Below are 21534 nucleotides of genomic sequence, written 5' to 3'. Positions count from 1 at the left end.
TCCGTGTTAATGGCTGACAAACAATACGACCCGCAACAAATTGAATCAAAGGTACAATCCCATTGGGAAGAAAATGACATATTCCGCGCTGAACAAGATGCCAGTAAGGAAAAGTTTTATTGTTTGTCGATGTTTCCCTACCCAAGTGGTCGATTACACATGGGCCATGTTAGAAACTATACCATTGGCGATGTAATCAGTCGTTTTCATCGTATGCAAGGTAAAAACGTTTTGCAGCCTATGGGATGGGATGCGTTTGGTTTACCGGCGGAAAACGCTGCAATCAACAATAACACAGCCCCTGCGAATTGGACTTACTCCAATATCGATTATATGAAGCAGCAGCTCAAATCTCTTGGTTTCGGCTATGATTGGAATCGTGAGGTAGCTACCTGTAAACAGGATTATTATCGCTGGGAACAGTGGTTTTTCACTCGTTTATATGAAAAAGGCTTAGTTTACAAAAAAAATGCAACGGTAAACTGGGATCCCGTTGATCATACAGTGCTAGCCAATGAACAGGTTATTGATGGCCGTGGTTGGCGCTCAGGAGCATTGGTAGAACAAAAAGAAATTCCCCAATGGTTCATTAAGATCACCGATTATGCAGAAGAACTTTTACAAGACTTGGAACAGTTGGATGACTGGCCTGAACAAGTTCGTACCATGCAAAAGAATTGGATTGGTCGCTCTGAAGGTGTTGATATCAAGTTTGAACTTGCCCAAGCAATCGATAACATAGATCAATTAGAGGTTTATACAACCCGTCCAGACACCCTTTTAGGGGTCACTTATGTGGGTATTGCAGCGACTCATCCAATTGCCCTTGCAGCAGCAAATAGCAACCCGGAATTAGCAGCATTTGTTGAAGAATGTAAAAATACTAAAGTAGCAGAAGCTGAAATGGCGACCATGGAGAAGAAAGGGTGTGCTACAGGCTTATATGCAATCCATCCAATTTCTGGCGTAAAAGTACCGGTTTGGGCCGCTAACTTTGTCCTAATGGATTATGGTTCGGGTGCGGTTATGGCGGTGCCTGGTCACGATCAGCGAGACTATGAATTTGCCACTAAATATAAATTAAATATCACTCAAGTTATCGAACCTATTGATAGCGACTCGCAACCTTGTGATTTAAGCCAAGCCGCTTTTACTGAAAAAGGGAAACTAATTAATTCAGGACAATTTGACGGTTTAACCTCAGAACAGGCATTTGAAAAGATAAGCCAAGAATTGGAAAGCCACGGTAAAGGTCAGCGCAAAGTCAATTATCGCTTACGTGATTGGGGCGTTTCACGACAGCGTTACTGGGGGTCACCCATCCCTATGTTAAACCTTGAAAATGGTGAGTCTGTACCTGTTCCTGAAAAAGATTTACCCGTTGTTTTACCGGAAGATGTTGTTATGAATGGCGTGGTTTCGCCAATCAAAGCCGATCCAGAATGGGCTAAAACTGAATATCAAGGGCAACCAGCCCTGCGTGAAACCGACACCTTCGATACTTTTATGGAATCATCTTGGTATTACGCACGCTATACTAGCGCGCAAAATAATCAAGCTATGCTCGACCCCACTGAGGCGAATTATTGGTTACCCGTTGATCAATATGTAGGCGGCATTGAGCATGCCATTTTACATTTACTTTATTCGCGATTTTTCCATAAGTTGTTAAGAGATGAAGGTTTAGTTGAATCTAGCGAACCCTACAAGCGTTTACTCTGCCAAGGGATGGTGCTAGCCGATTCCTTCTATCGAGAAGATGAAAAAGGCAAAAAGCATTGGTATTCGCCAGCAGATGTGGAAACCGAAAAGGATGAAAAAGGTCGCATTGTAAGTGCTAAGTTAGCAAGTGACGGGGCAGAAGTTGAATTTGGTGGCATGACGAAAATGTCTAAATCAAAAAACAACGGAATCGACCCTCAACAAGTCATTGATATTTATGGTGCAGATACAATCCGCTTGTTTACCATGTTTGCCGCGCCACCGGAGCAAACACTTGAGTGGATTGATTCAGGTGTAGATGGTTCTAACCGCTTTTTAAGACGGTTTTGGAAGCTAGTCCAAGAACACTTGGCGTTGGGATCGGTAGAGAATTTAGACCTGTCTAACCTTACCTCTGAACAAAAAGCCTTGCGTCGTCATATTCACAAAACCATTGATAAAGTGAGTGATGATATTGGACGTCGCCAAACCTTTAATACTGCAATAGCGGCAATAATGGAGCTTTTAAATCATTTGCAAAAAGCTTCGCAAGAATCTGCTCAAGATCGCGCGTTATTAGACGAAGGTTTGCAATCAATGGTACTGATGTTGAATCCGATAACGCCACATATTTGCCATGAATTATGGCAACAGTTTGGTCACTCCACAGAAATCGCTTTTGAAGCTTGGCCACAAGCAGATAAATCGGCACTAGTTGAAGATGAAAAACTGATCATCGTGCAAGTTAACGGTAAGGTTCGCGCTAAAATGACAGTGGCCGCTGACCTGCCTGAAGCAGAGGTGAAAGAACATGCTTTGGCACAACCCAACGTAACTCAATTTACTGAAGGGAAAACCCTTAGAAAAGTCATATATGTACCCGGTAAGCTCGTAAACATAGTGGCAAACTAAGTTAATGAAAATATTCTCAAACCGTGCTTTTTTAATATTTCTGTTGCTCTTTGGTATTCAAGGTTGTGGTTTCAAACTTAGGGGCTCACAGCCGTTACCCGCAGGTATCCAACAGGTATACCTTGCGGGCTCACAGGAATATTTACCGTTAAATCGCACGGTGAAGGAACACTTTGATCTATACCAAATTCCCTATGTCGCGAATATTCCTATTCAACAAAAAGACACTACCCTAGCTATTTATTTATATCCAGACTCCTTGGATAGACGGCTACTGTCACTTTTTAGTACCGGGCAAGTTGCAGAATATGAACTGGTATTAACCATTAAACTGCAATTCATCTTACCCAATAAAGAGCCACAAATGGTTGAGTTTGATGTTACCCGTGAATACCAAGATGACCCTGACGCTATTTTGGCGAAGTCTCGTGAACTCGATTTAGTGTTAAGGGAAATGCGTAGTCAAGCCGCAGACCGAATAGTTAGAATGTTGCCTAGTTTGGATAGCCGAGAACTTTAATGCAGGTATATCCCAATCGGTTAGCACAACATGTAAAACAAAATAATCATTCGTTTTATTTAGTGTTTGGGGATGAGCCACTGCAAAAAATGCTAAGCATTGAAACCATACGTAAGCAAGCGTTACAGCAAGGTTTTGATGAAAGGCAGCAATTATCTGTAGATAATCAATTTCAATGGTCAAGCCTCATCGAAGCAACACAAACCCTATCCCTTTTTAGCGCGAAGCAATTTATCGAATTGGAACTACCCACAGGGAAACCCGGTACTGAAGGCAGTAAAACCTTATGCGAGCTAGCAGAAAATTCTCATAACGACACTATCGTACTTATTCATGGTCAAAAAATTGGTCGTGATGTACAAAATGCTAAGTGGTTTAAAGCCCTCGATAAACAAGGTATTTATATTCCATGCTTTCCATTAGAAGGCAATAACCTGCAACAATGGATTGCTGGTTATTTGAATGAAAGCGGCATAAAAACTGGACCTGAATCTATCAAACTACTCAGTGATTATAGTGAGGGTAACTTACTCGCAGCTAAGCAAGAAATTGATAAATTAGGATTATTATTTCCTGATGGTGTGGTATCCGAACAACAAATAATGGAGTCAGTGGTCGATCAATCGAGATACAACGTATTTCAGTTAGTCGATGTCATGTTATCGGGTGATGCAGTTAAAATGGTTAAAATGCTTTATCGTTTAGAGGCTGAAGGGGTTGAGCCCACTATTGTGTGCTGGGCACTAACACGAGAATGGCAAATATTAAGTTCGCTACTGGCCGATAAACAAGCAGGAAAAAGTATTAACTGGAACCAATATAGGATTTGGAAAGCCAGACAGAATATCTACCTTGGTGCGATGCAACGACTGTCCTTTAAGACTTTGGATAATATTCAGCAAAAACTGCAGGTTCTAGATCAACGTATCAAACAATCGCAAGTTATGCGTCCTTATGTAGAACTCTGCCATTTGTGTTTGTTATTCGTCCCCTTTGACCTCAATGGCATCCCCCTTGAGTAACATGAAAGGTTATGCATAACCTTTCAATCCCTTTAGTTTAGAAGTGATAGATAGCTATCCTAGTTTGTCATTATTTCTGATACAATTCACTTTCGAAAAAACAGGTTAAGAGGAACACAATTGGAAAGCGACGAATTTAAAAAATTTGTAATCGATAAAATCGAAGATCTTAAAGCCAGAGATATTGTTGATATTGATGTCAAAGGTAAATCTACAGTCACCGATACTATGCTAGTTTGCTCTGGCAATTCAAAACGCCACGTGGCTTCAATAGCACAAAATGTGGTGTATGAAACGAAAAAAGCGGGCCATCCTCCACTTAGTGTTGAAGGCCAAGCCGAGGGAGAATGGGTGCTGGTGGATTTAGGTGACATTGTGGTTCATGTAATGCAGGACCAAACCCGAGACTTCTATCAATTAGAAAAGCTTTGGGCATAACGACTAAACTTATTTAGGATAATAGTTTCAATGCGCATTCAGCTAATTGCGGTCGGCACAAAAATGCCCTCTTGGGTAGACGCAGGTTACCGAGAATATGAACGTCGGTTTAATGGCGATTTAGCATTAACCTTAACGGAAATACCCGCGGGTAAACGGGGTAAAAATGCGGATATCAAACGTATTTTACAAAAAGAAGGGGAACTTACCTTAAATTCAATACCCAAAGGTAATAAAATAGTCACCCTTGAAGTAACCGGAAAAGCGTTGACCACAACTGAATTAGCAAAAAATCTTGCCGCTTGGCAGATGGATGGTAGAGACGTCAGTTTATTAATTGGCGGCCCTGAAGGACTTGCACCAGAATGTATTCAAGCGAGTGAACAAAAGTGGTCGTTATCTGCTCTCACCTTGCCCCATCCTTTGGTTCGAATAATAGCTGCTGAGAGCTTGTATCGCGCTTGGTCGGTGAATGCCAATCATCCATATCACCGAGAGTAATTTTGCCAGTTAACCGCGTTACCATTAAAGATCATTCCGCTGAAGCGAACCTATTTGCAAGACGAAGTTTTATTGCAATGGTGTTAGTTTGTGTGGCGATGATCTTAATCATAAGTAACTTATACTACTTACAAGTATCTAAACATTCTGATTATCAAACCCGTTCTAACGGAAATCGCATAAAAGTTCTCCCCGTTGCGCCCAACCGCGGCTTAATTTATGACAGAAACGGGATTTTGTTAGCTGAAAATCGCCCGGTATTCTCGTTGGAGCTTATTCCTGAAGAAATTGACGATCTAGATGGTACCCTCGCTGAACTAACCGAACTGTTAGACCTTAGCGAAGATGAAATTACCGATTTTAAAGAGAATATGAAACGGGTCAGACGATTTAAGCCGGTATCCCTGCGGAATCGACTGAGTAATAATGAAGTTGCTCTGTTTTCAGCGAGTCAACACAAATTCCCTGGAGTTTCTATTGAGGCTAGATTAACACGCCATTACCCGTTTGGCAGTGCCCTGACTCATGCATTAGGCTATGTGGCGAGGATCAATAAAAAGGATCTGCAGAAACTCAGTGAAGCCGGTCAAGAAGACAACTATGCTGCCACCCATGATATCGGCAAACTAGGCATTGAAAAATATCATGAGGAATTGTTACATGGCTCTGTGGGTTATCAAGAAGTTGAAGTGAATAGCAAGGGCCGCATTATTCGCACTTTAAACTTTCAACCACCCGAACCAGGGCAAGACTTGATCCTCAACATTGACGTTAAAATGCAATTGGAAATTCAAAGTGTTTTGGGTGATACCCGAGGTTCAGTGGTTGCACTGGATGCAAAAACCGGTGGCGTTTTAGCACTTTATAGCAATCCCAGTTACGATCCCAATTTATTTGTTCATGGTATCAGTAGTAAAAACTACGCCAAATTATTGCAATCAACAGACAGACCTTTAATAAACCGAGCAACCCAAGGTCAATACCCCCCAGCATCCACGGTAAAACCCCATTTAGCCCTTGCAGGTTTAGAAGAAGGTGTCATCGATAGTGAAACTCGCTTATTTGATAATGGACGTTACAAACTCAAAAATGTCAGTCATGTGTGGCGAGATTGGATCCCATGGGGACACGGCTGGGTAGATGTCAAAAAATCCGTTGAAGTCTCCTGCGACTTCTTCTTTTACGACTTAGCTTACCATTTAGGTATCGATCGTATTAATGAAACCATGACTGAATTTGGCTTTGGTGATTACACTGGAGTAGATATTTACGAAGAGTCCGATGGCAATATGCCAAGTCGCGGTTGGAAAAAAGCACGGTACAACGAACCTTGGTATATAGGGGATACGATTTCAGTGGGAATTGGTCAAAGTTATTGGACGGCAACACCACTACAATTAGTCAAATCGGTGAATACCCTAGTGAACAAAGGTAAAAGAATTGTTCCTCAAATTTTACGGGGCCGAATTGTACATAACGAAATGATTTTAGATCCTCTAAAAGAATTGCAACCCATAGCCATTAAAAATAGTGAAAATTGGGATTTAGTTTTGTCCTCTATGTACGGTGTTATTCATGAGCCTCATGGAACAGCAAGAGGAGCATTTAAAAATGTGAATTATGAGCCCGCAGGTAAAACCGGTACAGCTCAAGTGGTATCCATTGCTCAAGACGCAAAATATGATGCTGAAAAATTAGCTGAGAAACACCGGGACAACGCTATGTACGTTGGCTTTGCACCCTATCAAGACCCGCAAATAAGTATTGCGGTTGCCCTAGAAAATGCTGGAGGCGGAAGCTCACAGGCCGCCCCCATTGCGCGTAAGGTGATGGATTTTTACTTTAAAGATAAACAGCATCAGTTGGTTAAGGCTAAAGCCGAAGAACCAGAAACTGATAATCAGAAAACACAATAAGCCGCGCCTATGTTAAGAACCAAACTAGAACCCAATAAACAGTCTATTTTTACTAAAATACACATAGACCTGACTTTACTAATTGGACTCTTAGTTCTTATGGCTGTTGGTCTAGTCACCATTTATTCCGCCGGTGGTCAGGACATGGCATTAATACAACGGCAGGTAATTCGCCTAGGTGTAGCCTTGTTTGTAATGCTAATACTAGCTCAAATTCCGGTGTTAGCTTATCAACGTATGTCGGTCTACTTTTACATTGCGGGCGTGCTTATGCTGTTAGCCGTGTTACTTTTTGGGGTCTCGGGGAAAGGCGCGCAACGCTGGCTAGATTTAGGCGTAGTTCGATTTCAACCCTCCGAAATAATGAAGTTAGCCGTGCCTATGATGGTTGCTTGGTATATTAGTCGTTTCAATCTGCCCCCAAAAATCTGGAATATTTGCATCGGTTTTTTGTTTGTTGTTGTACCAACTTTACTCATTGCTAAACAACCTGACCTTGGTACCTCTTTATTGATTGCCAGCTCTGGGGTATTCGTTTTGTTTCTTGCCGGTATGAGCTGGAGCCTTATTTTGATGGTTACCTGTTTAGTATCAGCCTTCGCTCCTGTCATGTGGTTTTTCCTGATGAAGGAATACCAAAAACAAAGAGTATTAACTTTCCTCAACCCTGAGAGCGATCCCTTGGGCTCGGGTTATCATATTATTCAATCAAAGATAGCAATAGGCTCTGGCGGCGTTAGTGGTAAGGGCTGGTTGCAAGGTACACAGTCTCAGTTGGAATTTTTACCTGAACGACACACCGACTTCATTTTTGCGGTGTTTAGTGAAGAGTTTGGACTCTTTGGCATTTTAGCGTTATTGGCCATATATTGTTACATCATAGTGGTAGGGTTAATGATTGCGATGCGTGCCCAAGATGCTTTTGCAAAACTATTGGCTGGTAGTATTACGTTAACATTCTTTGTTTATGTATTTGTTAACATGGGGATGGTCTCTGGTTTGTTGCCCGTTGTTGGGGTGCCTTTGCCTTTAGTGAGCTATGGAGGCACTTCAATGGTGACTTTATTAGCCGGATTTGGCATTCTAATGGCAATCAGTACACAAAAACGTCTGCTTTCCAGACAATAAAACAAAATAAAGAGGCGAATCCGACGGGAATGGCCATGGAGAGAGAATGCGAGTGTTAGCGAAATTTCTATTCTTTTCAGCGTTAAGTCTTAACGTGAGCAAGGTAACCGCCGAAACGGCAAATACCTCACAGATAGACGCCCAGATTGAAGAGTTCGTGGTAATGATGGCTGAAAAACATCAATTTAATCCAGACGTCATAAAACAAACCTTGGATAGTGCCCATAAAAACCAAACAATTTTAGATGCTATTGCTCGGCCTTGGGAAGCGAAACCTTGGCATCAGTATTTCCCCATTTTTTTGACTGAAAAGCGTCTCGCTAAAGGTATTGAATTTTGGCAACAACATAAAGAAGATTTACAGCGAGCAGAGCAAGAAACAGGAGTACCGGCTCAGATCATTGTCGCAATCATCGGCGTAGAGACATTTTATGGCACCTATAAAGGTAAATATTCGGTATTAGACGCTCTTTATACGCTGGGGTTTTACTACCCTCCCCGCGCGACATTTTTTCGTAGTGAGTTAGCTGAATATTTCCTACTTACGCGAGAAGAAGGCTTTAATTTACAAGATGTAAAAGGCTCATATGCCGGTGCTATGGGTTGGGGACAATTTATCTCATCTAGCTACCGACATTATGCGGTGGATTTTGATGGCGACGGTGTTCGCGATTTATTAAATAATCCAACTGACGCCATTGGAAGTGTCGCCAATTATTTTAAACGCCATGGCTGGAAACCCAACGAGCCCGTAGCTTATAAGGCTAATGTACTAACATCTGATAGTAATATTGATGATCTACTCAGTAAAAGCTTAAAATACACCCATACATGGCAAGATTTAGAGGTTGCAGGTGTAAGCCTTAATGAAAACATAACGTTAAGCCCTCAGCAAAGTGTTAAACTACTGGCATTTCAACAACCCGAAAATAGCGAATATTGGGTAGGCCTACCTAACTTTTATACCATAACTCGATACAATCATAGCCCATTGTACGCCATGGCGGTATTTCAGTTTAGCCAACAATTAAAGCAAGCTATGGAATAACCATGAAAAGAATTGGATGTTTGATACTGTGTATTTTAATTGCCTCGTGTAGCAATACGGGTCGTTATAGCCAACATTCAGATTCAAAACCAAAATCAATTAGTCAGGATATTGATTTTCGCGATGTGAAGCCTGCCTACGAGCCTTATTTATCTGCATCCATGCGACCTTATACCGTATTAGGAAAATACTATAAACCGTTAAAAACCGGTAAAGGCTACGCTAAACAAGGTATCGCTTCATGGTACGGACAAAAGTTTCATGGTCACTTAACTGCCAATGGCGAAGTTTACAATATGTTTGCCATGAGTGCCGCCCATAAAACCTTACCCCTTCCATCCATCGCTAAAGTAACAAATTTAGAAAATGGGAAAATTGCAGTGGTCCGAGTCAACGATCGGGGACCTTTTCACCATAATCGAATTATTGATTTATCTTATGCCGCGGCGATGAAAATTGGTGTGCTAGATACAGGTACGGCTAAAGTGAAAGTAGAAGTCTTGCACATGGACCAAGCGGGTACTTTGACTGTGGGTAATACTCCAACACCTCCGCCGGCCACCTTAGTAGCGAATAACACCGGAGAACAGTTGTTTATCCAGGTTGCCGCTTTGCAAGATAAATCAAAAGTACAAGCTTTAGCACAAGGTTTACAAAGCCAATATCAGGTATCCGTTAACACACCTAACGAAAACGGACTATTTAGATTGCATTTAGGTCCGCTCAATGATGAAAGCCACGCGGAACAACTGTTACAACAACTGAAAGTAGATGGTTACAGCAGTGCTTTTCGCATTTATAGTCAGGCAACTCCCCCTTAAATGCTAAGCCACATTCAACCTTTCTAAACCGGTAGCGTCGAATAAACCGAAAGACCAATAAACTTTTCTTAGGTTTTAACTGTCATACTAAGCAGAGTAATTTGCCCATTTACTGATTCTACGTTGAAGCCAATATATTTATATTGGTTGCAAAGATGTCGTCCGCCATAAAATCTGAACGATTAAACGAACTTGATGATATTTTTCACGAAAGTAAATGTCAGAAATGATATATTACGCAGCGCTCACGAAACACTTTTCAAAAGATAAATAAAAATGGTAGGTCAATGAACAATTTTAAGTCTATTTTATTCGGGTTATTTTGCTCAGTTAGCACAGCTGTATTTTCCGTTAGTGCCTTCTCAGCAGTGGTTATCCCCCCTCCTCCGACCGTAGCCGCTAAGGGCTTCTTGTTGATGGATCATAATACGGGTCACGTGATAGCTGAGTTAAATGCGGATATTCAACTAGCACCTGCAAGCTTAACAAAAATGATGACCAGTTACGTGATTGGAAATGAGCTTAAGCTAGGCAATATTTCAGAATCCGATATGGTCACAGTGTCTGAAAATGCATGGGCGAAAAACTTTCCAGACTCTTCAAAGATGTTCATCGAAGTAGGTAAACAAGTCTCCGTGCACGATTTAAATCGCGGTATTATTATTCAATCTGGCAATGATGCCTGTGTTGCCATGGCTGAGCACATCGCAGGAACAGAAGGCGCCTTCGTCAGCCTAATGAATGCCCATGCGGAAAAGTTAGGAATGACCTCAACTCATTTCGTAAACAGCCATGGTTTACATGATGCAGATCACTATACCACCCCTCGGGATATGGCAATTCTAGCCAGTGCGCTAATTAATGATGTGCCGGAAGAATACGCCTTATATGAAGAAAAAGAATTCACTTACAATGATATAAAACAATACAACCGTAACAGTTTGCTTTGGGATAAAAGTTTAAATGTAGACGGAATTAAAACTGGCCACACTTCAGATGCAGGCTATAGCTTAGTGACTTCCGCTACCCAAGGTGATATGCGCTTGGTTGCGGTGGTTATGGGAGCCGATAGCGAAAGAGCCCGTAAGAATGAAAATAAAAAACTTCTAAAATATGGTTTCCGCTTCTTTGAAACTATCACGCCTTATAAAGCTGGAGATAGCTTCGTTTCTCATCGCATTTATATGGGTGATAAAGAAACCGTAGACTTGGGAATTAACCAAGACACCCCCATAACTATACCTAGAGGTCAGGTCAAAAACCTTAAAGCAAACTTTGAATTGGAAAAAAGCTTGGAAGCTCCCCTCGCCAAAGGTGAAGTGGTAGGCAAGCTATTTTTACAACTTGAAGGGGAAGATATTGCTGAATACCCTTTAGTCGCTTTACAAGAAGTGCAAGAAGGTGGCTTGTTTGACCGAGCGTACGATTATATAAAATTACAACTTGGATTTGATGAGTAGTTTATCTACTCATTTTCAAATCCCCAAAATAGTTAAGAGATAAAAGTGGATACTAAATTCGATCAATTGTTGGATTTTCCTTGTTTACAGACATTTAAAGTAATGGGAGTCGCTCATGAGCGACTCCCTAATGACGTAATTTCTTGTTTGCAAAATCACGCGCCGGGTGATTATAGTCCAAGGGTAAAACCAAGCTCTAAAGGTACATATCATTCGTTATCCATTAGCGTAAAAGTCACGAGCAAAGAACATATGGAAACCATCTACACTGAACTATCTAATCTGGAATTAGTAAGAGTTGTTCTGTAATGAAAGCAGTGGGATGTTTTGTATAATATGTCTCTAATTGTTCGTCAACTTGGTAAACAAAGTTACCACCCAATCTGGCAAGCAATGCAAGATTTCACTGACAATCGAGACACCTCAGTTGCAGATGAAATTTGGCTAGTTGAACATTTGCCGGTATTTACCCAAGGTCAAGCGGGTAAAGAAGAACACTTACTGGCACCAGGGGATATCCCCGTGGTAAAAGTAGACAGAGGTGGTCAAGTGACTTATCACGGTCCTGGCCAACAAACCATGTATGTTCTATTAAATATTAAACGACGTAAGCTGGGGGTTAGAAACTTAGTTACTGCCCTTGAAAATAGTGTGGTAAATACGTTGCAAGATTATTCAATAGACGCCTACCCTAAAGCGGATGCACCAGGGGTATATGTTGACCATAAAAAAGTTTGTTCAGTGGGGCTGCGTATTCGTAAAGGATGCTCGTTTCATGGCTTAGCCTTAAATGTAAATATGGACTTGTCTCCATTTAACCGTATTAATCCTTGTGGCTATGCGGGGCTTGAAATGATAAATTGCGCAACTATAGGTGGACCGCAAACGGTGAATGAAGCTGGAACTAAATTAGTTGAGCATTTTTGCAATTTGTTAAATATCGATCACAAAGAATATAAAGAAGGTTTTGATGAGTAACGCACGACCACAAGCAGGAGTTAAACTCCGCGATGATGAGAAAGTAAAACACATTCCCATTACGATTGTTCCTACAGAAAAGGAGCAAATGTTGCGTAAGCCTGAGTGGATCAAAATTAAATTACCCCGTACAACGGAAAAAATTGATCACATTAAACAAACCTTGCGCAAAAATAACCTGTACTCAGTATGTGAAGAAGCAAGTTGCCCTAACCTGGCAGAATGTTTTAATCACGGTACGGCTACTTTTATGATTTTAGGCGATATCTGTACTCGTCGCTGCCCATTTTGTGACGTTGCCCATGGTAAACCTTTACCTCCTAGTGCAGAAGAACCCATTAAACTGGCAAAAACCATTGCTGAGATGGGTTTAAAATATGTGGTTATCACCTCTGTTGACCGTGATGACCTTCGCGATGGTGGTGCTCAACATTTTGTTGATTGTATCAATGCTATCCGTGAGCACAGCCCTACCACAAAAATTGAAGTGCTTGTGCCCGACTTCCGTGGACGTATGGACCGTGCTTTAGAGATATTTAAGCAAGGCGTTCCAGATGTGTTTAATCATAATTTGGAAACTATCCCGCGCCTTTATCGTGAATGTCGTCCAGGAGCAAATTATCAGTGGTCCTTAGATCTTCTTAAGAAATTCAAAGAGCAGCACCCTGAAATCCCTACGAAGTCGGGTTTGATGATGGGTATGGGAGAGGACAAGCAAGAAATCAGTGTGGTGTTAGATGACTTACGCGCCCATAACGTTGATATGCTCACCTTGGGTCAATATTTACAACCAAGTAAACATCACTACCCATTAAAGCGCTACGTACACCCAAGTGAATTTGACGAATTGGGTGATTATGCTCATAGCATTGGTTTTACTCACGCGGCCTGTGGCCCTATGGTTCGTTCTAGCTATCATGCAGATAAACAAGCGGCTGGTGTTGAAGTAAAATAATTAATTACGGCACTAACTAGTTTACGGATGAATTAAAGCCCGTTAATGTAATCATTAACGGGCTTTTTAATTTTAAGGAACGACATTGAAAACATTCAGCGCGATCTTCGTCATTTTCACCTTTTTTTCGTATTCCGCTTTAAGTAAAGTACAAACTGAATGGCGAGCACCGCGATTAGAAAATCAAGTGTATATGCAGACTGACGAAGGCTTAGTGATCATAGAGCTAGCCCCCTTTATTGCTCCTAATCATGTGAAACGATTTAAAAACTTAGTTAATGAAGGGTATTACGATGGCTTGGACTTTTATCGAGTGATAGATGGTTTTGTTGCTCAGGCAGGTGATGTTGACGAAAAAAAGCCCACTCAGTTTAATCGTCAGTTAGCGGCGGAGTTTACTCGATCGATCCCGCCAATGAGTGCGTTTCAATTGGAACAAAAGAATGATTTCATGGCCCCTGAAACGGGTTACTTACATGAATTTCCAGCTGGCCGAGATTTACAAACCAAAGAAGAGTGGCTGCTGCATTGTCCAGGAAATGTAGCTATGGCCAGAGAGGTAGATAAAGACTCTGCTAGCACGCACTTTTACATTGTCATAGGTCAAGCCACGCGGCACCTCGACCGCAATATGAGCTCTTTTGGTCAAGTCATTTACGGCATGCACGTTGTTCAATCATTAAAACGCGCACATGTTAATGTAGCCACTGGCTTAATCGAAAAAAGTGGGCAACGTAGTAAAATACAATGGATTAAAATGGCTGAGAATATCGCCCCTGACCAACGCATCAAAATTGAAATACAAAAACAAGATTCAAAAGCTTTTCAAGAGCGTTTACGCAGTTCTCGAAATTTAGAAAATGAGTTTTTTCATTTTAAAGGCAATGGAAACTTAGATATGTGCTACTACAAGCCAAAAGCTCAGATTCACGAATAAATATCGGATAAATTCAGATAGAATAAAAACACAGGGGCTAAAAGCTCAGCACTAACAAGTAACGCCCCAACGGTAAAACAACATCAGTTTAGTTAAGTGGGTTTATTCTTAAGAATTTGAAAATAGCCTGGCAATATGGACTTCAGTAATGTTTTACTGGATGGCGTCAGAGATAATACCAGCGCCCTTGCATCTTGATTATCTTTTTTGGAAGTCAATAAACTATCTTTTGCAAGGGTCTTGATTGCTCTGCTCAACACAGGCTTAGATACATCTAAGCGTTCTGCTATTTCATGAGCATAAAGGTAGTTCCGCTCCGGCTCTCGATCAATCACCATTAACACCAAAAACCGCAGTTGAGACAGGTTGTGGGACGCAAAATAGTCTTCTAATTTACGCAGCAAAATGCTGAATTCTCGTAACCCTTGTAACTGATTAGCCACTTCTTCTGTTTGCCCGGGAAAATACGCCTCACTATATTGCTTTATCATAGATTGGGTAGGCAACTCTTTTAAGAAAAACATATTGTTACGCTCAAACCACTATTTACGTAAAGTCATAGCTTTTATGTCAACAGGTTCAGCTAACCACTCTTGGTAAGCTGAAAATACCTTTTTTGTATAATCTTGCTGGTAATGCTGCTCAAGGGCTGCTTCATCTAGCCATTGCTCGTATAAAAAGAGCTGCGTCAGGCCTTGATTGGTGTGCACATCAAATCGCACACACCCCTCTTCTTTACGAGTGCTTTCCACTATATCCAAAATGGCTTTCTCGGCGGATGTAAAATACTCGGGTTTTGGCGTAATACTAGCGAAGATGCAGTGCATTATGATGTCCTTAATAAACAATATAGTTACCATGGTAACTATATACTGGGAATTGTCAATCCTAGATATTGACTAGCAACACTTAATGTTAGTCAATTTATGCACAAACGAGTTCAATTTGACTGCCACCTCTACCTGATTTCACGTCAACACGCAGCGCCATTTGACTTTTCAATTCGCTGACATGAGAAATGATACCAATCATGCGACCAGTGGATTGTAAATCGATTAAGGTGCGTATGGCCAAATCTAAGGATTCAGAATCTAAACTGCCAAATCCCTCATCAATGAATAATGTATCAAGGCGAATTCCCCCTGAATATGACTGAACTACATCAGATAGCCCCAGAGCAAGAGATAAAGCAGCCATAAAGGATTCCCCACCTGAGAGCGTAGCCACTGGTCGAGACTTACCTGTATAGGCGTCATTTACTTCCAACTCTAGTCCAGAAGCTTTATTACCTTTAGCACGTTCCTCTTTGCGTATAAGTTGATAGCGTCCTTTGCTCATTAGCGACAGTCGCTGGGAAGCTTGTATTAATACATCATCTAACAACACGCTCAATACAAAGCGCTGCAAGCTCACTTTATCCCCTGTGAGTCCATTGGATACCTCATATAAGGTGCCGACAGTTTGATATTCTACTTCTAGGGCTTGATTCTTTTTATGTGCCGCAATTAACTTTGCTTGCACGGAAATGAGTTGATTTTTACGCTCTTCTAATTCACGCCATTTAGTATCTTTTTCATTGAGAACGCTTTTAGCTTGGGCTAATTCATGGTTAATCAATGCTAGGTTAGGTTTGGATTGATCTTTTAACTCAGATTGAAGTTGCGAAACCGCACCTGTTAAGGTATCTAGCTTAGTTTGAAAATCATCAATATTGCTTTGTAACTCACTTTGCTGTTGTTCACTTAGCAGTGCCTCTAAAAACGCCTCCTCATTTACAAATTCACTTGCACTTAAGCCTTTTTTCCACACACTTTCCGCATCGTGACTTTCCGTTTCAAGTACAAATACATTTGCCTGCAACGCTTTATTTTTAGCATGCTCTTGGTCAAAGTTAGATTGGGCATTGTCTTTGGTTTGACGAGCCGAGACCAAAGTTTGATTAAGCTGAGCAATCTTCTGTTTGAAAATATCAATACGAGATTCAAGTTCAGGAATATTGCGTTGGGATTCTGGTATTTGCTGCTCTAACTGTTCTACATTCGCATTAGCTGTAATTAAGTTTTTCTCATCCAGAGCTGATTTTTCCTGTAAAGCCGCGTTTTTATCTTGTTCTTTTTTAAGTTTGTTTTTATTCAGTTGCAGGCTTTCTGCCACGCCCTTTAATCTTGCTTGCACCGATAACAACTCAGTGACTTTGCTTTGCTGGGTATTATGTTCAGTTTGCAGCACTTCTACCTTTTTAACCGCAACTTCTCCTAACTCCTTTTGTAAACTATCAATTAGACTTTGTTTAACGGTTTCATTCGCTACTGCAGTATCAAATTCAGCTTTAGCAATATCCAGGGCTTGACGTGCTTGTTGCTCAATATTTCTGACTTCTTCGACTTTATCTTTGCTGGTAAATTCCATATCCGATTGTGTGGTAGCAATATTAGGATGTTGTAAACTACCGCAAACAGGACAAGGCTCTCCATCGCTAAGTTCTTTAGCTAAAATGGCCGCTTGGCTAGCATGCCAAGACATCTCGGTTTGTTTAACCAAGGTTGAGCTTTCTAATAAATGGTTTTGGGCAGAATCGTAGCGACTTTTTCCATTGGCACTTAGCTGTTGTAACTGTTTCAATTCACTAAATAAACGTTGTAATTTTTTAGCCTTAGTCAATATCTGAGTTTGTTTTTCAAGTAACAGCTTTTCATCAGCAATGGAGCTAACCTGTTCAGATAGTTCATGCCATTGTTGTTCTAAAAGCTGAATTTCACATTGGATTGCATGAATTCGACCGTGCTGTGCATCAAGCTTCATTTTACTTTCGGCGGCTTGTGTTTCGGTTTTAGACTTTACTTTTTTGGCAACCTCTAGATTGCGTGCTAAGTTTAAGTATTGTTCAAGTTCCGACAGCTGTTTTTGTTTTGATTCGACTTGTTGTTGCTCAATCTGAGCACTGTTAAAACCTTCTAACGCTTGTTTTAATAAAGTGTCGCATTTACCCAATTCAATTTGACTATCCCTCAGTTTATGCTTCCCTTGGGTTAACTTTAACCCTGCAACCCTTTTCCCATTGTAGTAAGGCGATAACTTTTGCGCGTTTAACCCTAGTTTAAGTTGATGTTTCTGCTTGTCTATTTCGGGCGTCAGTTCTTTGTGCTGTTCTAATTGTTTGTTTTTCAGCTCATAATCGACGAACTTTTTACCTAATTGATTGGCTGCATCTAAGGCTTTTTCAGTTTGTCTAACCAACTGTTCCGCATCTTGCTTGTGAGTCAAGGCTACTTCAAGTTCTGGTTTGATTTGAGCGATACTGGTATCAACCTGCTCTTGTGAGTTGACATCAGCACTTTGCAAAATGCCTTTTATTTGATTCTGATGTTGTTCTACCGCTTTTTTAATGTCTGCAGCTTTGACTTTTAATGCATCTTCAATCTTTTTATAAATGGAAGTTTGAAATAGCTGACTAAATATTTTTTCGCGATCTTTAGAGTCGGCTAACAACAATTCTCTAAATTTGCCTTGGGGTAAAACCATAACTTGTCGAAACTGTTCAACATCTAAACCCATAAGGCGTTTAATTTGCTGATCAGCTTCTTTTACGCTTGATGACACTAAGAGTTTATGATTATCACTACCATCTAACTCCCACAGGGTTGCTTTTGAATTTTGCGACGTAGTGCCTTCCCCTACACTCTTAGCTCTTTCTTGCATGGGTATACGGGATATTCGATAGGCTTTATTGCCCAAGCTGAAATCTAAGGTTACTTGGGTGAGTAAATTAATCTCTGCAAAGTCACAACGCATTTGCGAAGCAGAGCGCTCAGCCCCCGTTGTTTGCCCATATAGCGCAAAACAAATAGCATCTAATATTGAACTTTTTCCAGCCCCCGTGGGGCCATTGATTAAAAATAAAGGGTTGGCACCTAAATCAGCAAAATCGATGCTTTCAGTGCCTGAAAACGGGCCAAAAGCGTGCACAGTGAGTTTAAGCGGCTTCATCGTTATCCCTTTATTTAGTTAGATTATTGATCAATTCAGTAACCAGCTTGTCCTGATCTTCTGACATCTCTTGGCCGGCAATTTGTGAGTAGAAATCGCGAAACATTTCGAGTTCTCCCTGCTTTAACGATTCTTGTTTCAATTGAGTCGCGTTAGATTCAAGCATGCCAGGTTTTTCAAGGTGTAAAACATTAGGATAGACTTCTCTTAACTTACCCATGGGATCTAATATGGCGTGTTTATCTAATAGCCTAACTAAAAGGTAATCTTCGTTATTGGGGTCGATTTTTCCCTGCTGCAAAATAGTGTTTAATTCACCTTCAATAATACGCATGTCCCTAAGTGGAATGAGAGGTAAATGTTGCATCGAGACTGATTCACCACTGCCCACCTCAACAAGGGTCACGCCCTTTTTCTGATTTTGCTCAGAAAAGCTATACTTCATAATTGAACCTGAATAACGAATATGTTCTTGACCTTTAAACTGTGGGCTATGCAGATGCCCTAAAGCCACATAGTCAAAGTCGACACAAGGCTGATAGCTAACACGGTCGGCACCGCCTATTTGCAATGGTCTTTCGGAATCAGATTCAGTTGCCCCATCAATGAAACAATGACTGATAAGCACATTCTTTTGCTTCTCTGACATCACCTTTTTTATTTTCTCAACCAAGAAAGTATGGGCTTCATCATAGTTAGCCACGTCCACACCAAAGGTATTTCTCACCATCGCCGGTTCACAATAAGGAATACCGTAAAACGCCACTTCCACGCCTTTGACCTGGATGACGGTTGGTTGCGTAATCTGCTGTAAATCTCCTAGGATATGTAAACCCGACTGTTTCATCTGATTCGCGCCAAATCGGACTCTTTCGGCACTATCATGGTTACCAGGGATCAAAATTGTAGGTATGTTTAGGTCCATACAAATGGTACTTAGCACAGTGTCTAATAATTCAACTCCGCTGGCCGGCGGTAAAGCGCGATCATAAATATCACCAGCGATAATGAGTGCATCAACCTCGTGTTGCTTAATGTAATCAATTAACTGATTTAAGACATATTCTTGATCTTCAAGCAAAGAGACGTTGTGGAATTGGCGGCCAATATGCCAGTCTGAGGTATGTAAAAACTTCACGAATATCCTATAAATTAAAGCAGTTAGAAACAATGTAATTACAACAAAAAGACGAGACCAAAGTCTCGTCTATGATACTACCCCATCATCGATGGGCTTAAAAACGCAGTTTGCTAAATAAACCTTGTTTACTGTGCCTGTAGTGAGTTTGATTAACTTTTTTGGCTCTCAATCCAACGATCAATTTTAGCTTCTAGAATTGGCATAGGTAACGCGCCATCAATCAACACTTGGGTATGAAATTTTCGTACGTCAAACTTGTCACCAAGGGCAGCAGAAGCTTTATTGCGCAACATACGGATATGTCGCTGACCAATTTTATACGCAAGGGCTTGCCCACCGATAGAAATATAACGCTCAACTTCTGCCACCACATCGCTTTTAGCCATGGATGAATTCTCTAGCATAAAGTCAATTGCTTGCTCACGTGTCCAGCCAAACGCATGCAAGCCGGTATCTACAACTAAACGCATCGCACGAAGTTGTTCATCACTTAAGCGGCCGTACCACATGTATGGGTCAGTAAACAGACCTAACTCTTTTCCTAAGCTTTCGGCATATAATGCCCACCCTTCTGCAAACACAGTATAACCGCCAAATTTACGGAATTTAGGCAAGCCTTCCACTTCTTGCTGAATGGCAATTTGGAAGTGATGCCCCGGGGCAGCTTCATGAATACTCAAAGTTTCCAATGAAAATTTTGGCTGACCTTTAAGATCTCGCGTATTAATATAAAAAATCCCTGGTCTGGAGCCATCCGGAGAAGGAGGCATGTAACTAGCTCCGGCTTCTGAGGCTTCTCGGTAAGCTTCAACCGGTTTCACCACATAATCGGCTTTTGGAAAGACTTCAAACAATAATGGCAATTTTTGATTAATTTTTTCTTTTACTTCTGTGTAGCCATCAATGATCCCTTGTTTAGAGTCGAAATAGAATTGGTCATCTGTGCGTAAAAACTCAAAAAATGCAGGTAAATCGCCTTCAAAACCAACCGTTTCTTTAACCTTAACCATTTCTGATAAAATACGGGCCACTTCTTGTTTACCAAACTCATGTATTTCTTGAGCAGTTAGGGGCAAAGTGGTGTTGGTTTCGATACGGTATTCATACCACTTTTTGCCATTAGGAAGGGCCGATAAGCCTACGCTATCTCGTCCATTTTCTAGATACTCACCTTCCACAAATGTTGCAACCTTGTCATAGGCAGGGATAATAATCTGCTCAATAACGGCAATATACTCACTTTTTAGTGTGGCTTTCTCTTCTTCGGAAATATTTTCATTATCATCTAATGCGGCAACAGGACCGTAAAATACACTCTTGCTCACATCATCAACTACATGGGCTTTCAATTGGGGAACAAGCTTTCTAATAATAGGCTTAGGGTGCACTACCCCTGCTTTGATACCTTCCTGCATGGTGGTGATCACGCTGTCCATATAAGCAGCAAAACCCTCAGAACGTTTCATAAAGTTACGATAATCTTGTGCATTATTAAAAGGCTGCGCGCTGCTACCTGAGCCTAACATGGCAAAATAACTATGGACGCCACCGAACTGACTAATGGGCATCAGGTGTTCAGGTAATTCATAGCCGCGAATATCCACTTCAAGATCACGTTTCAAAATCTCATAACTGAGCAAATCTTGACCTCTCAATTTACTAGGATCAATTTGATTAACTGCTGCTAAATATTTTTTATCCAACGCCAAATGTTTAGCTAGAACTTTATCGCTAAGAGGTTCATTAAATTGATCGTTATATTTGGTTTCTCCCATAAAAGTCGAGTAGACCGGGTTAAGCGCCATGCTCTCATCAAAATAATTTTCAGCTAAGGTTTGAATTTTTTGTGACTCGGTTAACTGTGATGCTTGTGGCGCAGCAACTGGACTAGTAGTCTTGCTTACATTATTGTTTGCGGCACAACCGACTAAAGCAATAGATACAGACATTGCAATCAGAGCCTGTTTAACGGCTAAATTACTAACTGTGAATTTCATATATTTTCCTGTGTAAGTGCATATTTTTATTATTGAAGGTTAAGCATAACAAAGCACTTTGCATCTAGCTTG

19 protein-coding genes are annotated in these 21534 nt (G+C 41.0%); 14 read left to right on the top strand and 5 right to left on the bottom strand.

What is annotated here, in order from left to right; translation table 11 throughout:
* Positions 1-9 precede the first annotated feature (9 nt).
* The 14 genes from leuS to Q4574_RS03860 all read left to right on the top strand — a co-directional run bounded on the left by leuS (position 10) and on the right by Q4574_RS03860 (position 14337).
* The gene (leuS, locus tag Q4574_RS03925) at positions 10-2613 is read left to right on the top strand and encodes a leucine--tRNA ligase (protein WP_303471772.1); all 2604 of its coding nucleotides are present in this window, start codon (positions 10-12) and stop codon (positions 2611-2613) included.
* A 4-nt stretch (positions 2614-2617) separates the two neighbouring features.
* Positions 2618-3133: an LPS assembly lipoprotein LptE gene (gene lptE / locus Q4574_RS03920; protein WP_303471770.1), complete on the top strand. Its 516-nt coding sequence runs from the start codon at positions 2618-2620 to the stop codon at positions 3131-3133.
* Positions 3133-4155 (top strand): DNA polymerase III subunit delta, encoded by a 1023-nt coding sequence (gene holA / locus Q4574_RS03915; protein ID WP_303471768.1) that lies wholly within the window; start codon positions 3133-3135, stop codon positions 4153-4155. Before lptE ends, holA begins: the two co-directional genes overlap by 1 nt.
* Before the next feature lie 120 nt (positions 4156-4275).
* Positions 4276-4593 carry a ribosome silencing factor gene (gene rsfS, locus Q4574_RS03910; protein ID WP_303471766.1) on the top strand — a complete coding sequence of 106 codons (318 nt, stop codon included), beginning with the start codon at positions 4276-4278 and terminating at the stop codon, positions 4591-4593.
* 30 nt (positions 4594-4623) lie between these two features.
* Positions 4624-5094, top strand: a complete 471-nt coding sequence (gene rlmH, locus Q4574_RS03905; protein WP_303471763.1) for a 23S rRNA (pseudouridine(1915)-N(3))-methyltransferase RlmH — start codon at positions 4624-4626, stop codon at positions 5092-5094.
* A gap of 2 nt (positions 5095-5096) precedes the next feature.
* Positions 5097-7010, top strand: a complete 1914-nt coding sequence (gene mrdA / locus Q4574_RS03900) for a penicillin-binding protein 2 (RefSeq protein WP_303471760.1) — start codon at positions 5097-5099, stop codon at positions 7008-7010.
* 9 nt (positions 7011-7019) lie between these two features.
* On the top strand, positions 7020-8138 hold the full coding sequence (rodA, locus tag Q4574_RS03895) for a rod shape-determining protein RodA (RefSeq protein ID WP_303471757.1): 1119 nt from the start codon (positions 7020-7022) through the stop codon (positions 8136-8138).
* A 46-nt stretch (positions 8139-8184) separates the two neighbouring features.
* Positions 8185-9186, top strand: coding sequence for a lytic murein transglycosylase B (mltB, locus tag Q4574_RS03890; RefSeq protein ID WP_303471754.1), 1002 nt, complete (start codon positions 8185-8187; stop codon positions 9184-9186).
* Between the two features lie 2 nt (positions 9187-9188).
* Entirely contained in the window at positions 9189-10007 is an 819-nt protein-coding gene (locus Q4574_RS03885) for a septal ring lytic transglycosylase RlpA family protein (RefSeq protein WP_303471751.1), read from the top strand.
* Between the two features lie 287 nt (positions 10008-10294).
* Entirely contained in the window at positions 10295-11467 is a 1173-nt protein-coding gene (locus Q4574_RS03880) for a serine hydrolase (RefSeq protein ID WP_303471748.1), read from the top strand.
* A gap of 45 nt (positions 11468-11512) precedes the next feature.
* Entirely contained in the window at positions 11513-11776 is a 264-nt protein-coding gene (gene ybeD, locus Q4574_RS03875) for a DUF493 family protein YbeD (protein ID WP_303471745.1), read from the top strand.
* Positions 11777-11794: 18 nt separating this feature from the next.
* Positions 11795-12445 (top strand): lipoyl(octanoyl) transferase LipB, encoded by a 651-nt coding sequence (gene lipB, locus Q4574_RS03870; RefSeq protein WP_303471743.1) that lies wholly within the window; start codon positions 11795-11797, stop codon positions 12443-12445.
* Entirely contained in the window at positions 12438-13400 is a 963-nt protein-coding gene (gene lipA / locus Q4574_RS03865; protein ID WP_303471740.1) for a lipoyl synthase, read from the top strand. The genes lipB and lipA overlap by 8 nt, the downstream gene beginning before the upstream one ends.
* An 85-nt stretch (positions 13401-13485) precedes the next feature.
* The gene (locus tag Q4574_RS03860; protein ID WP_303471738.1) at positions 13486-14337 is read left to right on the top strand and encodes a peptidylprolyl isomerase; all 852 of its coding nucleotides are present in this window, start codon (positions 13486-13488) and stop codon (positions 14335-14337) included.
* A 92-nt stretch (positions 14338-14429) separates the two neighbouring features.
* Here Q4574_RS03860 and Q4574_RS03855 read toward each other — a convergent pair whose 3' ends face one another.
* From Q4574_RS03855 to Q4574_RS03835, 5 genes are all read right to left on the bottom strand, one after another.
* The gene (locus tag Q4574_RS03855) at positions 14430-14861 is read right to left on the bottom strand and encodes a MarR family winged helix-turn-helix transcriptional regulator (protein ID WP_303471736.1); all 432 of its coding nucleotides are present in this window, start codon (positions 14859-14861) and stop codon (positions 14430-14432) included.
* Positions 14862-14879: 18 nt separating this feature from the next.
* Positions 14880-15164, bottom strand: a complete 285-nt coding sequence (locus Q4574_RS03850; RefSeq protein WP_303471734.1) for a putative quinol monooxygenase — start codon at positions 15162-15164, stop codon at positions 14880-14882.
* Between the two features lie 97 nt (positions 15165-15261).
* Entirely contained in the window at positions 15262-18324 is a 3063-nt protein-coding gene (locus Q4574_RS03845) for an SMC family ATPase (protein WP_303471731.1), read from the bottom strand.
* Between the two features lie 10 nt (positions 18325-18334).
* Complete coding sequence (locus tag Q4574_RS03840; RefSeq protein WP_303471729.1) at positions 18335-19462, bottom strand: exonuclease SbcCD subunit D; 1128 nt, start codon at positions 19460-19462, stop codon at positions 18335-18337.
* A gap of 152 nt (positions 19463-19614) precedes the next feature.
* Positions 19615-21462 (bottom strand): DUF885 family protein, encoded by a 1848-nt coding sequence (locus Q4574_RS03835; protein WP_303471726.1) that lies wholly within the window; start codon positions 21460-21462, stop codon positions 19615-19617.
* Between the last annotated feature and the right edge of the window lie 72 nt (positions 21463-21534).

The sequence above is a fragment of the Aliiglaciecola sp. 3_MG-2023 genome, assembly GCF_030548205.1.
Classification (GTDB): domain Bacteria; phylum Pseudomonadota; class Gammaproteobacteria; order Enterobacterales; family Alteromonadaceae; genus Aliiglaciecola.
The sequence above is the reverse complement of the archived record's forward strand: the minus strand, read 5'-3'. Positions and strand labels throughout refer to the sequence as shown.

Coding starts and splice junctions, on each gene's coding strand:
- leuS (WP_303471772.1), top strand. CDS start 10: ATGGCTGACAAACAATACGACCCGCAACAAATTGAATCAAAGGTACAA.
- lptE (WP_303471770.1), top strand. CDS start 2,618: ATGAAAATATTCTCAAACCGTGCTTTTTTAATATTTCTGTTGCTCTTT.
- holA (WP_303471768.1), top strand. CDS start 3,133: ATGCAGGTATATCCCAATCGGTTAGCACAACATGTAAAACAAAATAAT.
- rlmH (WP_303471763.1), top strand. CDS start 4,624: ATGCGCATTCAGCTAATTGCGGTCGGCACAAAAATGCCCTCTTGGGTA.
- rodA (WP_303471757.1), top strand. CDS start 7,020: ATGTTAAGAACCAAACTAGAACCCAATAAACAGTCTATTTTTACTAAA.
- mltB (WP_303471754.1), top strand. CDS start 8,185: ATGCGAGTGTTAGCGAAATTTCTATTCTTTTCAGCGTTAAGTCTTAAC.
- Q4574_RS03885 (WP_303471751.1), top strand. CDS start 9,189: ATGAAAAGAATTGGATGTTTGATACTGTGTATTTTAATTGCCTCGTGT.
- Q4574_RS03880 (WP_303471748.1), top strand. CDS start 10,295: ATGAACAATTTTAAGTCTATTTTATTCGGGTTATTTTGCTCAGTTAGC.
- lipA (WP_303471740.1), top strand. CDS start 12,438: ATGAGTAACGCACGACCACAAGCAGGAGTTAAACTCCGCGATGATGAG.
- Q4574_RS03855 (WP_303471736.1), bottom strand. CDS start 14,861: ATGTTTTTCTTAAAAGAGTTGCCTACCCAATCTATGATAAAGCAATAT.
- Q4574_RS03850 (WP_303471734.1), bottom strand. CDS start 15,164: ATGCACTGCATCTTCGCTAGTATTACGCCAAAACCCGAGTATTTTACA.
- Q4574_RS03845 (WP_303471731.1), bottom strand. CDS start 18,324: ATGAAGCCGCTTAAACTCACTGTGCACGCTTTTGGCCCGTTTTCAGGC.
- Q4574_RS03835 (WP_303471726.1), bottom strand. CDS start 21,462: ATGAAATTCACAGTTAGTAATTTAGCCGTTAAACAGGCTCTGATTGCA.